The sequence below is a fragment of the Pseudonocardia sp. genome (genome assembly GCF_050246655.1).
In the GTDB taxonomy this organism is placed as follows: domain Bacteria; phylum Actinomycetota; class Actinomycetes; order Mycobacteriales; family Pseudonocardiaceae; genus Pseudonocardia.
Map to the genome: position 1 here is coordinate 20,067 of NZ_JBFWVQ010000062.1, position 15,086 is coordinate 35,152.

Below are 15,086 nucleotides of genomic sequence, written 5' to 3' on the forward strand. Positions count from 1 at the left end.
CCGTGAGGACGATCAGCTCGTGAGCGGGTACAGGTCCACGCGCGAGTCGTTGGAGTAGACGACCAGGAGCAGCGCCGAGTCCGTGCTCACGGCCACGTCCTTGGGGATGGAGCGCACGGCGAGCCGGTCGATGATCCGGCCGGTCTCCACGTCGATCACGCCGATGGCGTCCGGGCTGCTCAGCGCCACGTAGACCTTCCTGCCGTCCGGGCTGACCACGGCGTTGTTCGCGGTCGCGCCGGCGTCGATCGTCGCCGTCACCGCGAGGCTCGCGACGTCGATCACGGTGACGGTCCCCGCGGTGAAGTTCGTGACGTAGGCCTGGGTGCCGTCCGGGGTGACGTCGATGTCCTCGGGGAAGCTGTCGGTTCCGGTGTCGACGGTGCTCGTGATCGTCGCGGTGGCGAGGTCGACGACGCTGATCTCCTGCTCGTTGGACCCGACGAACGCGGTCCCGCCGTCCGGGGTGAGCGCGATGGCCGCGGTGAGGCTGCCCCTCGGGAAGGTGATCCGCGAGGTGATCGCGTTCGTCGCGGTGTCGATCACGGCCACGTCCGTGGCGGTGGTGACGTAGGCGCGGTCGCCGTCCGGGGACACCGCGACCTCGAACGGGGTGGTCGACTCCCCGGTCGGGATCGTCGCGACCGCCGTGTTCGCCGCGGTGTCGATCACCGTGACGCTGGAGTCGGAGAGGTTCGCGACGTACGCGCGGTCGCCGGTCGGGCCGACCGTCACCCGCTGGGGCCCCGAGCCCACCGGGATCGTCGCGGCCATCCGGTGGTCCGAGCCGATGACCTTCAGCGCCGGTTCGGTGGAGCTCGTGACGTAGGCGTTGTAGGCGTTCGGGTCGAACGCGGCGTACTCGTTCTCCCCGCCGAGATCCAGGGTCGTGACGCCCTCGGTGGTGGTCGGCTCGGGGGCCGCGGAGGAACCCGTGGCGGCCGACGATCCGCCCGCCTGGCTCGACGAGCCCGCCGGGCGCAGGAACACCACGCCCGCGACGCCCGCGGCGATCACGAGCACGCCCACCAGGACGAGCGCGACGAGCGGGCGGCGCCTGCGCTTCGCCGCCGGTGGGACGGGCGGGCCTGGCCAGGTGCCGCCCGGTCCCGGCGGGGGACCCTGCGGCGGCCACGCCTGCCCCGTGCCGGGCGGGGCCTGCGGAGGCGGAGGCCAACCGGTGGGCGGGGCGGCGTGGGCGAACGCGGTGGGGCCGTCGCCCCCGGCGAACCGCGTCGGCTCGTCCGCCCCGGTGAACCGGGTGGGACCGTCGCCTGCGGTGAACGGGGCTCCGATGAACGCCGTGCCGGTCGATCCCGCGGCGGATCCCGTGCCCGTGACCGCCACCGGCCCGCCCCCGTGCGCCGCCGGGCCCGTGAGCGCCGCGTGGGCGGCGGCCGCCAGCGCTCCGGCCGTCGGGTAGCGGCTGCCGGGGTCCTTCGCCATCCCGCGGGCGACCACGTCGTCCAGCGCGGCGGGCAGCTCCGGGCGGGCCTGCGACGGGCGCGGCGGCGCGAGGTTGAGATGGGCGTGGATCAGCGCGGGCAGGCTCGTCACGGGGAACGGCTTGGCACCGGTGAGGACCTCGTGGAGCACGCAGGCCAGCGCGTACACGTCGACGCGGTGGTCGCCGCGGCCCTCGAACCGCTCCGGCGCGAGGTAGGCGAGCGTCCCGACGGTGGAGCCGGTGGTGGTGAGCGCGGTGTTCTCGCCCTCGATCTCGCGGGCCACGCCGAAGTCGACGAGGTAGGCGAAGTCCCCGGCCGTGACCAGCACGTTCGACGGCTTCACGTCGCGGTGCACCAGGCCCTCGGCATGGGCGGCGTCCAGCGCCGAGGCCACCTGCGCCACGACGGCGACGGCGCGCTCCGGCGGCAGGGGCCCGGATGCGCGCAGGAGCTCGTCGAGGTCGGTGCCGGCGACGAGGCGCATGTCGATGAACAGGCGGCCGTCGATCTCGCCGAAGTCGTGGATCGGGATGACGTGCGGCTCGGCGAGGCGGGCGGCGAGCTCGGACTCACGGCGGAACCGCGACTGGAAACCGGCGTCCGAGGCCAGCTCCGGCGGGAGCCGCTTGAGCGCGACGCGGCGGTTGCGGCGGGTGTCGAAGGCGCGGTGGACCTCGCCCATGCCGCCGCGGCCGATCAGATCCTCGATCCGGTACGGGCCGAACTGCTCCACCACCCACCCCCTCACCCGTCGGGCGCAGTATCGGGCGCAGTATGCCGCCCCGCTCCGACCGGCCCGATCCGGGCAAGGTCGGCGCGACCGGCGATGCCGAGCTCGGTGAACACCTTGTGCAGGTGGTACTCGACGGTGCGCCGGGAGAGGAACAGCAGGGCCGCGATCTCCGGGTTGGACGAACCGGACGCGGCGAGGGTCGCGATCCGCTGCTCCTGGGGGGTGAGCCGGACGTGGCCGTCGGTCTCGGCGCGGCCGACGGTCTCGCCGGTCGCGCGCAGCTCGGTCCGCTGTGGCTCTGGCCGCGTTCCCCGCCCGCGCGCGAGATCAGGCCGGCATCAGCGGGACCGTCCCCGCGACCGTCGTCCCCGCCCCCGGCACGGACTCGACGACGACCGTGCCGCCCACCCCGGCCATCCTCGTCGCCATGTTGGCGAGGCCCCGGCCCCCGGATGCGGTGCCCGGGACGAACCCCGGCCCGTCGTCGCGGACCGAGAACCGCAGCACCCCGCCTGCCACGCCCACCTCCACCCGCACCGCCGCCTGCGGGGCGTGGCGGCGAGCGTTGCCGACCGCCTCCAGGCAGCAGAAGTAGACGGCCGACTCCACCTCGGGCGGGAACCGCCGCGCCTGCGCCACGACCTCCACCCCGCGCCCCGCGCCGTCGCGCTCGGCGGCCAGCGCCGCGGCCAGGCCGCCCTCGGTGAGTGCGGCGGGCGAGAGCCCCGCTGCGGTCTCGGCGAGCACCAGCTCGGCCTCGGCGACCCGGTCCGCGAGCATCGCGAGGCGGTCCCGCGCGGTGTCGACGAGACCCTGCCCGACCTCGAACTCCACCATCCCGAGCGCCAGGCGCAGCGCCACCAGGTGGTGTTGCGCACCGTCGTGGAGATCCCGCTCGACGGCGCGGCGCTCGCTGTCCATCGCGGCGACGGCCTCGCGGCGGGCGCTCGCGATCGCCTCGGCCTGCGCGCGGGCCGCCGCCAGGTCCGCCTCCGGGACACCGCTGAGATCGGGCCCGAGCCGCTCGGGCACCCAGGCGGCGACCGTGATCAACCCCGGCTGGGCCGCGACCGTGAGGTCGCCGCCGAGGGCGGCCAGCCGCTCGGCCTCGTCACGCAGTCCCGCCGCGACCTGCTCCGCGGCCCGGCCCGGTGCAGGATCGTCGATCCGCACCGACAGCCGCCCGTCGGCGTGCGCGAACCGCACCCGAAGGGGTGTGGCCCCCGGCTGCCCGGCCAGCTCCGTGACGGCCGCCGCCGCGGGGTGGTAGAGGCCCGACTCGATCTCCCAGGCCAGCCGGGCACGCAGCCCACCGTCCAGCACCACCGGCCGGGGCAGCCCCGCGCTCAGCTCGTCCAGCGCGGCGAACGGGCCCTGGTCGCGCAGCACCGCCGGGTACACGCCGCGGGCGATCCCGCGGAAGCGGTCCAGGAGCTCGTCGAGGTCGGCCAGGGCGCGACCGAGGGCCGGGCCGGCGTCCTCACCGAGCGACAGCGCCATGGCCGCCGCCGCGAGTTGGCGGCGCAGGGCCGTCAGGCGGTCCGCCGTCACCCCCGCCAGCGCCGTGACCAGCCGGCGGCGCTCCAGCTCGCGCGCCCGCACCAGCAGGCGGCGGCAGTCCGCCAGCTCCTCGGCGAGGTCGCGCACCGCCGTGCCCATCGGTCAGTCCGTGCGCTGCGCGCGCAGGTAGGCGAGCACCGCGAGCACCCGCCGGTGGTGCTCCGAGGCGTCCGCCTGCAGGCCGAGCTTCCCGAAGATGTTCGCGATGTGCTTCTCCACCGCCTTCGGCGTCACGAAGAGCTGCTGGGCGATCCCGGTGTTCGAGCGGCCCTCCGCCATCTGCTTGAGCACGTCCAGCTCGCGCTCCGACAGCGTCGCGATCGCGTCCCCGCGCTCGCCCCGGGGCCGCTCCACCAGCCGCTTCGCGAGCACCGGCTCGATCACGATCTCGCCCGCGCCGATGCGGGTGAGGGTGTCGGTGAGCACGTCGACGCTGCCCACCTTCTCCTTGAGCCGGTAGCCGATCGACTCGGTGCCGATCTCCAGGATCCGCATGAGGTAGTGCGACTCCGCGTAGTGCGACAGGAACAGCAACCCCATCGACGGGTGCAGCGCACGCAGCCGCTCCGCCGTCACCAGGCCTCCGTCCGGCTCGGGGGGCATGCGGATGTCGAGGACGGCGACGTCGGCGGCCTCGGTGTCGAGCAGCCGCACCAGGGAGTCCCCGTCGGAGACCGCTCCGACGATCTCGTGGCCTGCCGCCCGCAGCAGGAGCTGCAGGCCCTCGCGAAACAGGGTGCCGTCCTCGGCGAGCGCTACCCGCACGGGAACCGCACGGTGATCGTGGCGCCCTCGGGCTGCCGCTTCCGCACGCACGACACGCTGCCGCCCAGCGGGGCCACCTGCACCTCCAGGTCCTCGACATGACGCGGGTCGGCGCCGACGATAGCCACCATCAGCTCCTCCGCCTCGCGGCGCACTGCCACCGCGACCGGCCAGTCCGGAACGGGTGGCGTCAGGCAGGCTGCCACCACCCCGTAGGCCGTGCCCTCGGTGACCGCGTCGAACCGCTCCGTGGTCGCCGCGACGACGACCTCCACCGGGCACCGCTCCGCCAGCTCGCGCAGCGCGGCCCCCAGCCCCGCCTGCGCGAGCAGCGGCGGGTGGATCGCCCCCGACACCTCCCGCAGCTCCTCGAGGACGGCGTGCAGCTCGTCCTGGAGCTCGTCGATCCCGGCCTGCAGGGCAGCGTCGTCCGCGGCGTATCGCAGCAGGCCCAGCCGCAACGCCAGCGCGGACAGCCGCAGCGACGCCCCGTCGTGCAGCCGCCGCTCCAGCTCAGCGCGCCGGCGCCACAGCTCGGCCTCCTTGCGCCGATGCGCGCAGGCGAGCCGGTCGACCGTCACGCCGTCCATCGCCGCATCCTCGCCGTGCAGGGCCCCCGGCGGAAGGGGGGCGCGCCCCCAGCCCGGGTGGGGTTGTCCCCACCCGCACGCCTCGGGTCGTCCCCGTGGAGGCGGGGGTGCACACCATCGAGACCGGCGGCCGACGGCGCGAAGCTGGACGCACTCCCGGAAGAGCCGCAAACGTACCTGGAGGGACGCGATGAGCCACCCCGAGCAGCGCACACCGCAGGAGGGCTCGACCGCCGTCCTCAACCCGCATCCGCGCGCACCGCGTGCCTCGCACGCACCCCAGCCGTCGACACCGCCGTGGGCGGTGGCGCACTCGGCGGCACAGTCGGCGGCACAGTCGGCCGGTGGGCGGCAGCGCCCGCGCCGCAACCCGACCCTGCCCACCCAGCTGACGGTGGAGCGCCGCGGGCTGTCCGTGAAGGCCGCTCTCGGAATCGCCGCCGCGGCGGCGGTGCTCGGGATGGTCGGCGGGGCCGTGCTCACGTCCACCCTGACGAGCGCGCCCACCCCGGTTCCCGTGTCGACGACCGGCGCCGGCACCGGCACCAGCACCGGCGCGATCCCGGACGTCGGCTCGACCGGAACGAATGTCCCGCCGTCGCTGCCGACGACCACGCCCGCCACGCCGGGCCAGGACGGCACCTCCGGCGGCGGGTTCGACCAGAACGGCCAGAACGGCCAGAACGGTCAGGGCGACTTCGACGGGCCGGACGGCCAGGGACCCGGCCAGGGTGGCTTCGGCGGCGGGCCCGACGAGCAGGGTCCGTTCGGGCCCGGTGGGCCGGGCGGGCCGCAGGGCCCGGGGGGACCCGGCTTCGGTCCCGGTGGTCAGGGGGGTCCCGGTGGTCCGGGGGGTCCCGGTTTCGGTCCGGGGGGACCGGGGGGACCGGGAGGACCGGGGGGTCCTGGCTTCGGCCAATGACCCTCGGGGACCGGTGACCGACGAGCCCGGATCCGCTACGGCGGGTCCGGGCTCGCGGCCGTCCAGGGGTAGGGAGGGCCCCCGGTGCCCGCCCCACCCGCGTCCGGGGGGCGGGGCGACGCAGCCGGGGGCGCGCACCCTCGAAGCGGTTCACCGCCGACGGCATCGTCTTCCTCACGACCCAGGACCAGTCAGGAGAACCAGCGATGACCCACCCCGGACAGAGCGCGTGGAACACCGCGGGACCCTGGACGGCCACCGCGCAGACGCCCGCATACCCCCCGCAGTGGGGCGCCTACGACGGGCGGACGGTCGTCACCGGTCCCGGTCCCGGTCCCGGCTTCGGATCCGGCCCCACCCCACCCGAGGGCGGCGGCATGCGCACCAAGATCACCGTCGGGCTCGCGGCCGTCGCCGTGGGCCTCTTCGCGGCGGGCGGCTGGATCGTGCTCGGCCCGGCCTCCGTTGCCCGCGCCGACACCGTGCAGCTGCAGCCGGTGGCCTCGGCGGGTGACAGCCCGTTCCTCTCCCCGGTGGGCCGGGACAAGACCGGTGTCACCGTGCCCGCCAGCACCGGCGGCGCCTTCGCGGGCGACACGCCCGGGCTCTACGCCGAGGAGGACTCCCCCAGCTGCGACGCCCAGCAGCTCATCGACGGCCTCGACGGCGACACCGTGAAGTCGGCGGCATGGGCCGCGGCAGCGGGCATCGACGTCGCCGACATCCCGACGTTCGTCAACAGCCTGACGCCGGTGTTGCTGCGCTCCGACACCGCGGTCACCGACCACGGCTTCAAGGCCGGCACCTTCTCCCCCACCCAGGCCGTCCTGCAGGCCGGCACCGCCGTGCTCATCAACGGATACGGCCAGCCCACCGTGAAGTGCTACAGCGGCGACCCGCTCACCGCCCCCGCCGACTACGACGTCACGAAGGTCCAGTTCGTCGGCGCGCCGTGGACGGCGTTCCAGCCCGCACACTGCACGTTCGTCGAGCCGACCCCGGTCGTGATCACGAAGCACGTCTTCATCGACTACGAGGACGACCGGCCACGTGAGAAGCCGGGCAAGCCGTTCCCGTGGAAGCCCAGCCCGAAGCCGCACCCCGGCGAGGGTGGCGGTGGCGGTGGCGATGGCGGTGGTGATGGCGGTGGAGATGGCGGTCACAAGCCTCCGACGACGCAGCCCGACCCGAAGCTCGAGCAGGCCGCCATGGAGGCCCGGACGCGCGCCGACACGGCCGCGAAGGACGCCCGCGCCGCCCGTGACAAGTCCGACGACGCCGCCGCGAACGTCCTCGCCGCGCAGGGCACACTCCGCGATGCCGACGCCCGCCTGAAGACCGCGCAGGACGCGGTCGAGGCGGCGAAGGCGAAGGTCGCCGCCGGTGTCCCCGGCGCGGTGGGCGAGCTCGCCGCCGCCGAGGCCGCCGCCGACGAGGCCCTGCGCACCCAGATGCGCGCCACGACCGACCTCGACACCGCCCGCAACCAGGCCAAGTACGCCGACGCGGCCGCCGACGACGCCGAGGCCGTCAACAAGAAGGCCCAGGAGGACGCGGAGAACGCGCAGACGGAGGCCGACACGGCCGCCGGCCGGACCGACGGCACCGACACCACCGAGACCACCGACGGCACCGACACCGACACCACCGAGACCACCGACGGCACCGACACCGACACCACCGAGACCACCGACGGCACCGACACCGACACCACCGAGACCACCGACGGCACCGAGAAGGCCGCCAGCGCCGAGGGCACCGACACCACCGACGGCACCGAGAAGGCCGCCAGCGCCGAGGGCACCGACACCACCGACGGCACCGAGAAGGCCGCCAGTACCGAGGGCACCGACACGACCGACACGACCGAGGGCACCGAGACCACCGACACGACGCAGGACACCACCGACGGGGCGACCGGCGAGACGGGTGCCGCCACCGGGACCGACCCGGCGACCGGCACCGACCCGGCGAACGCCGGGACCGGGACCCCGGCAACGGGCGGTGCCGACACGGCCAACCCGTTCATGACCGACGCTCCCGCAACCGACGGCACGCAGGCCACCGGCGGCGGCAACCCCGCCACCGGCGACACGCCGCCCGGCGACACACCGCCCGGCGACACCCCGCCCACCGGCAACACCCCGCCCGCCGGCAACACCCCGCCCGCCGGCAACACCCCGGCAGGCCCGGAGGGCGGCGCCCAGGGTCCGCAAGGCCCCCAGGGTCCGGGTGGCGGTCCGGCAGCCGGCGGCCCCGCAGGCGGCCCGGCAGCCGGCGGCCCCGCAGGCGGCGGCCCCGCAGGCGGCGGCCCCGCAGGCGGCGGCCCGGCAGGCGGCGGCCCCGCAGGCGGCGGCCCCGCAGGCGGCGGCCCCGCAGGCGGCGGCCCGGCAGGCGGCGGCCCGGCAGGCGGCGGCCAGGGCGGCGGCGGCCAGGGCGGCGACAGCTGAGCACCCCACCGGACCGACGACCGGCCGACCCGCCGGTGAGCAGGTCCTCCGGCCGCAGCCGGCCGGGTGACACCGGTAGACCCGGAGCCCGGATCCACCCACGGGGAGCGGTGGATCCGGGCTCCATCCCGTGTGCGGGCCGCCCGCCGTACCGCCCCGTGATGCCCGCACCGCCGCCCCGACCGCCATACGATGAGGTGATGGCGTACTACCGGCGATGTGGAGACGTGCCCCCCAAGCGCCACACCCAGTTCCGGACGGCGAGCGGCGGGCTGCACTACGAGGAGCTGATGGGCGAGGAGGGCTTCTCCTCCGACTCCGCCCTGCTCTACCACCGCCACATCCCCTCGGCCGTGGCCGACGCGCAGCCGTGGGAGCTGCCCGACCAGGCCACTACCCCGAACGCGCCGCTGCTGCCCCGCCACCTCAAGCTGCACGACCTGTTCCCCGCCGAGGAGGGCAAGAGCGCTGACGTCGTCACGGGCCGCCGCCTCGTCCTCGGCAACGCCGACGTCCGCATCTCCTACGTCGTCGCGGGTGAGGAGTCCCCGCTCTACCGCAACGCGACGGGCGACGAGTGCGTCTACGTCGAGGAGGGCTCCGCCACGGTCGAGACGGTCTTCGGGACGCTCCCGGCCCGCCAGGGCGACTACGTGATCCTCCCGCGCGCGACGACCCACCGCTGGCTCCCGGACGGGCAGGTGCGCTGCTACGTGATCGAGGCGAACTCGCACATCGCGCCACCGAAGCGCTACCTGTCCCGCTACGGCCAGTTCCTGGAGCACTCCCCGTACTGCGAGCGCGACCTCCACGGCCCCATCGAGCCCCTGCACCTCGACGGGACGGACGTCGAGATCCTGGTCAAGCACCGCGGCTCGCGGGGCCTGACCGGCACCCGCTACGTCGTGCCGCACCACCCGTTCGATGTCGTGGGCTGGGACGGCTGCCTCTACCCGTACACGTTCAACGTCGCCGACTTCGAGCCGATCACGGGCCGGGTGCACCAGCCGCCGCCCGTGCACCAGGTGTTCGAGGGTCAGAACTTCGTGATCTGCAACTTCGTGCCGCGCAAGGTCGACTACCACCCGCTGGCGATCCCGGTGCCGTACTACCACTCGAACGTGGACTCCGACGAGGTCATGTTCTACTGCGGCGGCAGCTACGAGGCCCGCAAGGGCTCCGGGATCGGGCAGGGCTCGATCAGCCTGCACCCGGGCGGGCACAGCCACGGCCCGCAGCCCGGCGCGTACGAGCGCAGCATCGGGGTCCAGCAGGTGGACGAGCTGGCGGTCATGGTGGACACGTTCCGGCCGCTGGAGCTGGGCGAGGGCGGCCGCGCCGCGGAGGATCCGGCCTACGCCTGGACCTGGGCGGGCGGCCGGTGACCACCTGGCTGGAGCTGCCCGAGCGCACCGGCTTCGGTCCGGCGAACCTGCCGTACGGGGTGTTCGACGTCGGAGGGTCGCGCCGGGTCGGGGTGCGGATCGGCGACGACGTCCTGGACGTCACGGCCGTCGCCGCCCGCCGCGCGCCCGACCTCGTGCCGCTGCTCGACGGGCCGGTGCTGAACCCGCTGCTCGCGGCCGGTCCGCCGGCCTGGCGGACGGTGCGCGCCGCGGTCACGGAGTGGCTCTCCGATCCCGATGCGGAGGCCACGGTCCGCACGCGCCTGCACCCGGTCGAGGAGGTCACGCTGCACCTGCCCTACGCGGTGGCGGACTACGTCGACTTCTACGCCAGCGAGCACCACGCCGCGAACGTCGGGCGGATCTTCGGCCGCGCCGAGCCGCTGCACCCGAACTGGCGCCACCTCCCGTGCGGCTACCACGGCCGCGCCGGTTCGGTGTACGTGTCGGGGACGCCGGTGCGGCGGCCTTCGGGCCAGTCCCGGGGTGCGGACGGCCCGGCGTTCGGCCCGTCGCAGCGCCTGGACTTCGAGAGCGAGGTCGGGTTCCTGCTCGGCACCGGCTCCTCCGGCCCCGTCGGGACCGGGGACGTCGCCGGGCACGTGTTCGGGGCCTTCCTGCTCAACGACTGGTCCGCGCGCGACATCCAGGCCTGGGAGACCGTCCCGCTGGGTCCGTTCCTGGGGAAGTCGTTCGCGACGTCGGTGTCGCCGTGGGTGGTGCCGCTGGACGCCCTCGCGGCGGCCTGGGTCGATCCGCCCCCGCAGGAGCCGCAACCGCTGCCCTACCTGCGCGGCGGGCAGGGGCTCGACCTCGCGCTCTGCATCGCGATCAACGGCCACGTGGTCTCCCGGCCGTCGTTCGCCGACATGTACTGGACCCCCGCCCAGATGCTCGCCCACCTCACCGTCAACGGCGCCCCCACGCGGCCCGGCGACGTGTTCGGCTCGGGCACGGTGAGCGGCCCGGCGCGCGCGCAGCGGGGCTGCCTGCTGGAGCTGACCTGGGGCGGCAGCGAACCGCTCGAGCTGCCCGGCGGCAGCCGGAACTTCCTCGAGGACGGCGACGAGGTGGTGATCTCGGCGACCGCGCCCGGCCCCGACGGTGCGGTGATCTCGTTCGGCGAGGTCCGGGGGATCGTCACGCCCGGTCAGGTGCTCAGCCCAGGGTCGTCCCGAACAGCAGGCCCAGCCCGTAGGTGACGCCCGCGGCCCCCAGCCCGATGGCGAGCTGGCGCAGCGCGCGCCGCAGCGGCGGCCCGCCCGACAGCACCCCGACGGTGGCGCCTGTGAGCATCAGCGCGAGCCCCACCAGCACCAACCCGACCACGAGCGCCGCCGTCCCGGTCAGCCCGACCAGGAACGGCAGCACGGGGATCGCCGCCCCCGACGCGAAGAACGCGAAGCTCGACGCGGCCGCCCCCGTGGCCGAGCCGACCACCTCGTGGCGGCGGTCCACGCCCGTCTCGTCCGGCTCGGCGAGGCCCGGGTCGCGCAGCGCCTCGGCCGCGCGGAGGCGGGCTTCATCGGCGGGGATGCCGCGGGCGCGGTAGACGAGCGCGAGCTCGTTGGCGTCGAGGTCGAGCTGGGGCAGCACCGAGTGCGCATCGTCGGTGTGCGGAGCCGACGCGGCGAGCAGCTCACGCTGGGAGCGCACCGACACGTACTCCCCCGCGCCCATCGAGAGCGCTCCGGCGAGCAACCCGGCGAGGCCGGTGAGCAGCACCGTCGCCGTCGGGGCGCCGCCGCCGACGACACCGAGGACGAGCGCCAGGTTGCTCACCAGCCCGTCGTTGGCACCGAAGACGGCAGCCCGGAACGTCCCCGACACCCGCGCCCGGCCACGCGCCGCGAGGCCCCGCACGACCTCCTCGTGGATGCGCTCGTCCGCCGCCATCGCGGGGGTGGCGTCGGTGTCGAAGCGGTACGGGGAGCGCGTCTCGGCGCGCTGGGCGAGAGCGAGGACGAACACCGACCCGAAGTGGCGCGCGAGGAGCGCGAGCAGCCGCAGCCGGGCCCCACCGGACCGCCGCTTCGCCGCGTCCGGCCCGAGCAGCCGCTCCCAGTGGGCGGCGTGGCGCTCCTCGGCCTCGGCGAGCCCGAGGAGGATCTCGCGTTCCTCCCCCGAGCGCCGCGTGGCGAGGTGGCGGTAGACCTGCGCCTCCTCGCGCTCGTCGGCCAGTCTGCGGCGCCAGCGGCGGACCTCGGACGCGGAGGGGCGCAGATCATCCACGTGACACATGCTGCCGTAGGACCGTGTACGGGTTCGCGGTCAGAGGGCCAGCAGGCTCTCGACGCCGACGAACAGGCCCACTGCGATCAGGAGCGCCGCGAACGCGACGGTGAGGGTGACGCCGGAGAGCCGGTCCGCGATCCGCTTGCCCACGAGCGTCGCGACGACGGCCGCGACCGTGAACGGTCCGACGACGTGCCAGTCCAGGGCGAGGTCGCCCGCCCTCGCCACCAGCGCCGTCGCCGAGTTCATCACGATGACGAGGAGCGACGTCCCCACGGCGAGCGACATCGGCATCCGCAGCACGAGGACCAGCGCCGGCACCGCGAGGAACCCGCCACCGACACCGAGGAACCCCGTGAGGAAGCCGACAGCGACCCCGCAGGCGACCAGCCGCGTCGCCGCTGCCAGGCGGCGCGGCGGCGCGGCGACGGCCGTGCCGCCGCCGGACGGTGCGGGCGCTTCGGGCTCGGCCGGACGGCGGGTGCGGACGCGCACGTCGACCAGCATCGCCACGGCGACGGCCACGACGAGCACGGCGAACGCCAGCAGCAGGACGGCCTGGTCCGCGTGGCGGTTGAGCACGGTGCCGACCCAGGCGGCGGGCAGGCCGGCGAGGCCCAGCACGAGGCCCCGCTGCAGGTCCACGCCGACCCGCAGGCGCGCGAGCACGCCGACGAGGGCGGAGATCCCCACGATGACGACGCTCGCGGTGGTGGCGTCGTGCGCGTCCAGGCCCAGCACGTACACCAGCGCAGGCACGGTGAGGACACCGCCGCCCCCACCCAGGCCGCCGATCACGAACCCCACGGCCAGCCCGAGGACCACCGCGAGCAGGATCCCGGTCATCGGGACGGCCGGCCGTCGGTCCGCACGAGCGGCGTCGCCCGCATCGTCCTCGCCTCCCCGCGTCGGATGCCACCGAATGTACGGTCATTATCGGCGGGCGGGCAAGGGTCGCGGGGTGTGACCCCGCGGACGCATCGTCCTCGTGGACCTCCCCGTCGATAACCCGTCGGGCGCGGAACTCAGCGGCGGAGCGCGGCACGGACACCGCGGGCGATCTCCAGGTCCTCCCGGGCGGCGACGACGAGCGTGCGCACCGTGGCGTCCGCCCCGGTGATCTCGCCACCGTTCCCGCCACCGTGCACGGTGTTGCGCGCGTCGTCGACGGCGACGCCGAGGAACTCCAGGCGTCGCGCCGCCCGTGCCCGCACCACACTCGCGCGCTCCCCCACCCCGCCGGTGAACGCCAGCGCCTCCATCCCGCCCGCCGCCGCGGCCATCGCCGCGATCCCGCCGGCGAGGCGGTGCACGTACACGTCGAGTGCGAGGCAGGCGCGCTCCTCGCCGCGCCCGGCCCGTTCCACGACCTCACGCATGTCCGCGGTGCCCGCGAGCGCCGCGAGCCCGGAGCGGCGCTCCAGGGTCTCCGCGATCTCGTGCGGGCTGAGCCGCTCGTGCTCCTCCAGCCACAGCACCAGGCCCGGATCGACGGTGCCCGAGCGGGTCGCCATCACCAGGCCCTCCAGCGGTGTGAAGCCCATCGTCGTGTCGACGCTGCGCCCGTCGAGGACCGCGGCGAGCGACGCCCCCGCGCCGAGATGGGCCGTGACGATCCGCCGCGCGCCCGTCCGCTCCGCCACCCGGCCCGCGCACCAGGCGTGCGAGAGCCCGTGGAAGCCGTAGCGGCGGATCGCGTAGCGCTCCCGCCACGCCTCCGGCACCGCGTAGGTCGCCGCCGCGGCCGGGAGCGTGGCGTGGAACGCCGTGTCGAAGCAGGCCACCGCCGGGACGTCCGGGAGCAGCCGCGACACCGCCTCCAGGCCCTCCAGCGACTTCGGCTGGTGCAGCGGGGCGAGCGCGGTGAGCTCCTCCAGCGCCTTGCGGACGTCGTCGTCGACGAGGACCGGGTCGGCGAACCGGGTGCCGCCGTGCACCACCCGGTGCCCGACGGCGTCCGGGCGCGGCCATGCACCCAGCAGCTCGTCGAGGTCGGCACCCGGTTCGACGTCGGCGGTCTCCTCCACCTCGTCGTCTCGGCCGAGCAGGCGCACCTTCAGGCTGGACGAGCCGGCGTTGACGACGAGAACCCTCACTCGCACCGCCAGTTCGCGATCTCGGGGTCGTCCTCGCCGTGCTCACGGGTGTAGACGCGCGCGGCCAGCCGGGCGTCGACCATCCGCTGGCGCAGCACCGCCGAGCGCGACCCGAGCCCGGGTACCCGGTCGATGACGTCCATGACCAGGTGGAACCGGTCCAGGTCGTTGAGCATCACCATGTCGAACGGCGTGGTGGTGGTGCCCTCCTCCTTGTAGCCGCGCACGTGCAGGTTCGCGTGATTGCGCCGCGAGTACGTGAGCCGGTGGATCAGCCACGGGTAACCGTGGAACGCGAAGATCACCGGCTTGTCCGGGGTGAAGAGCGCGTCGAACTCCGCATCGGAGAGCCCGTGCGGGTGCTCCCGGTCGGGCTGCAACCGCATCAGGTCCACCACGTTGATCACCCGAACCGCGAGCTCCGGGCAGTGCTCGCGCAGGAGCTTCGCCGCGGCCAGCGTCTCCAGCGTCGGGACGTCGCCACAGCAGGCGAGCACGACGTCCGGCTCGCCGTCCGTGGTGCCCGCCCACTCCCAGATCCCGAGCCCCCGGGTGCAGTGCGCGATCGCCTGGTCCATCGGCAGGTAGGTGAGCTGCGGCTGCTTCCCCGCGACGATCACGTTCACGTAGTGGCGACTGCGCAGGCAGTGATCGGCCACCGACAGCAGGGTGTTCGAGTCCGGCGGCAGGTAGACCCGCACGATCTCGGCCTTCTTGTTCACGACGTGGTCGAGAAAGCCGGGGTCCTGGTGGGAGAACCCGTTGTGGTCCTGGCGCCACACGTGGCTCGACAGCAGGTAGTTCAGCGACGCGAGCGGCGCCCGCCACGGGATGTGCCGGGTGGTCTTGAGCCACTTCGCGTGCTGGTTGAGCATCGCGTC

12 protein-coding genes and 1 pseudogene are annotated in these 15,086 nt (G+C 75.0%); 4 read left to right on the forward strand and 9 right to left on the reverse strand.

From position 1 onward, the window contains the following. Positions 1-12: 12 nt before the first annotated feature. The 5 genes from AB7J25_RS19230 to AB7J25_RS19250 are packed head-to-tail and all read right to left on the reverse strand — an operon-like array spanning position 13 to position 5,096. The gene (locus tag AB7J25_RS19230) at positions 13-2,184 is read right to left on the reverse strand and encodes a serine/threonine-protein kinase (RefSeq protein WP_428510955.1); all 2,172 of its coding nucleotides are present in this window, start codon (positions 2,182-2,184) and stop codon (positions 13-15) included. 8 nt (positions 2,185-2,192) lie between these two features. Beyond that, on the reverse strand, positions 2,193-2,462 hold the full coding sequence (locus tag AB7J25_RS19235; RefSeq protein ID WP_428510967.1) for a helix-turn-helix domain-containing protein: 270 nt from the start codon (positions 2,460-2,462) through the stop codon (positions 2,193-2,195). Between the two features lie 46 nt (positions 2,463-2,508). Continuing rightward, positions 2,509-3,840, reverse strand: coding sequence for an ATP-binding protein (locus AB7J25_RS19240; RefSeq protein WP_428510956.1), 1,332 nt, complete (start codon positions 3,838-3,840; stop codon positions 2,509-2,511). A gap of 3 nt (positions 3,841-3,843) precedes the next feature. Further along, positions 3,844-4,506 carry a response regulator transcription factor gene (locus tag AB7J25_RS19245; RefSeq protein WP_428510957.1) on the reverse strand — a complete coding sequence of 221 codons (663 nt, stop codon included), beginning with the start codon at positions 4,504-4,506 and terminating at the stop codon, positions 3,844-3,846. Further along, positions 4,497-5,096 (reverse strand): histidine kinase, encoded by a 600-nt coding sequence (locus tag AB7J25_RS19250; protein ID WP_428510958.1) that lies wholly within the window; start codon positions 5,094-5,096, stop codon positions 4,497-4,499. The genes AB7J25_RS19245 and AB7J25_RS19250 overlap by 10 nt, the downstream gene beginning before the upstream one ends. A gap of 190 nt (positions 5,097-5,286) precedes the next feature. On the opposite strand from AB7J25_RS19250, the gene AB7J25_RS19255 reads away from it, so the two are divergent. The 4 genes from AB7J25_RS19255 (at position 5,287) to fahA (ending at position 11,076) form a co-directional block, all read left to right on the forward strand. Further along, positions 5,287-6,018, forward strand: a complete 732-nt coding sequence (locus AB7J25_RS19255; RefSeq protein WP_428510959.1) for a hypothetical protein — start codon at positions 5,287-5,289, stop codon at positions 6,016-6,018. A gap of 206 nt (positions 6,019-6,224) precedes the next feature. Further along, on the forward strand, positions 6,225-8,468 hold the full coding sequence (locus AB7J25_RS19260) for a DUF6777 domain-containing protein (protein WP_428510960.1): 2,244 nt from the start codon (positions 6,225-6,227) through the stop codon (positions 8,466-8,468). Between the two features lie 200 nt (positions 8,469-8,668). Beyond that, entirely contained in the window at positions 8,669-9,853 is a 1,185-nt protein-coding gene (locus AB7J25_RS19265) for a homogentisate 1,2-dioxygenase (protein ID WP_428510961.1), read from the forward strand. Next, positions 9,850-11,076: a fumarylacetoacetase gene (gene fahA / locus AB7J25_RS19270; RefSeq protein WP_428510962.1), complete on the forward strand. Its 1,227-nt coding sequence runs from the start codon at positions 9,850-9,852 to the stop codon at positions 11,074-11,076. Before AB7J25_RS19265 ends, fahA begins: the two co-directional genes overlap by 4 nt. Here fahA and AB7J25_RS19275 read toward each other — a convergent pair. The 4 genes and pseudogenes from AB7J25_RS19275 to AB7J25_RS19290 form a co-directional block, all read right to left on the reverse strand. Further along, positions 11,033-12,106, reverse strand: coding sequence for a VIT1/CCC1 transporter family protein (locus tag AB7J25_RS19275; RefSeq protein WP_428510963.1), 1,074 nt, complete (start codon positions 12,104-12,106; stop codon positions 11,033-11,035). The two genes, fahA and AB7J25_RS19275, sit on opposite strands and share 44 nt — an antisense overlap. Positions 12,107-12,145: 39 nt before the next feature. Continuing rightward, the gene (locus AB7J25_RS19280; RefSeq protein WP_428510964.1) at positions 12,146-12,955 is read right to left on the reverse strand and encodes a sulfite exporter TauE/SafE family protein; all 810 of its coding nucleotides are present in this window, start codon (positions 12,953-12,955) and stop codon (positions 12,146-12,148) included. A 179-nt stretch (positions 12,956-13,134) separates the two neighbouring features. After that, the gene (locus AB7J25_RS19285) at positions 13,135-14,205 is read right to left on the reverse strand and encodes an acetate/propionate family kinase (RefSeq protein WP_428510965.1); all 1,071 of its coding nucleotides are present in this window, start codon (positions 14,203-14,205) and stop codon (positions 13,135-13,137) included. Beyond that, a pseudogene (locus AB7J25_RS19290) lies at positions 14,202-15,086 on the reverse strand (phosphoketolase); the annotation flags it as partial. The gene AB7J25_RS19285 and the pseudogene AB7J25_RS19290, both read right to left, overlap by 4 nt.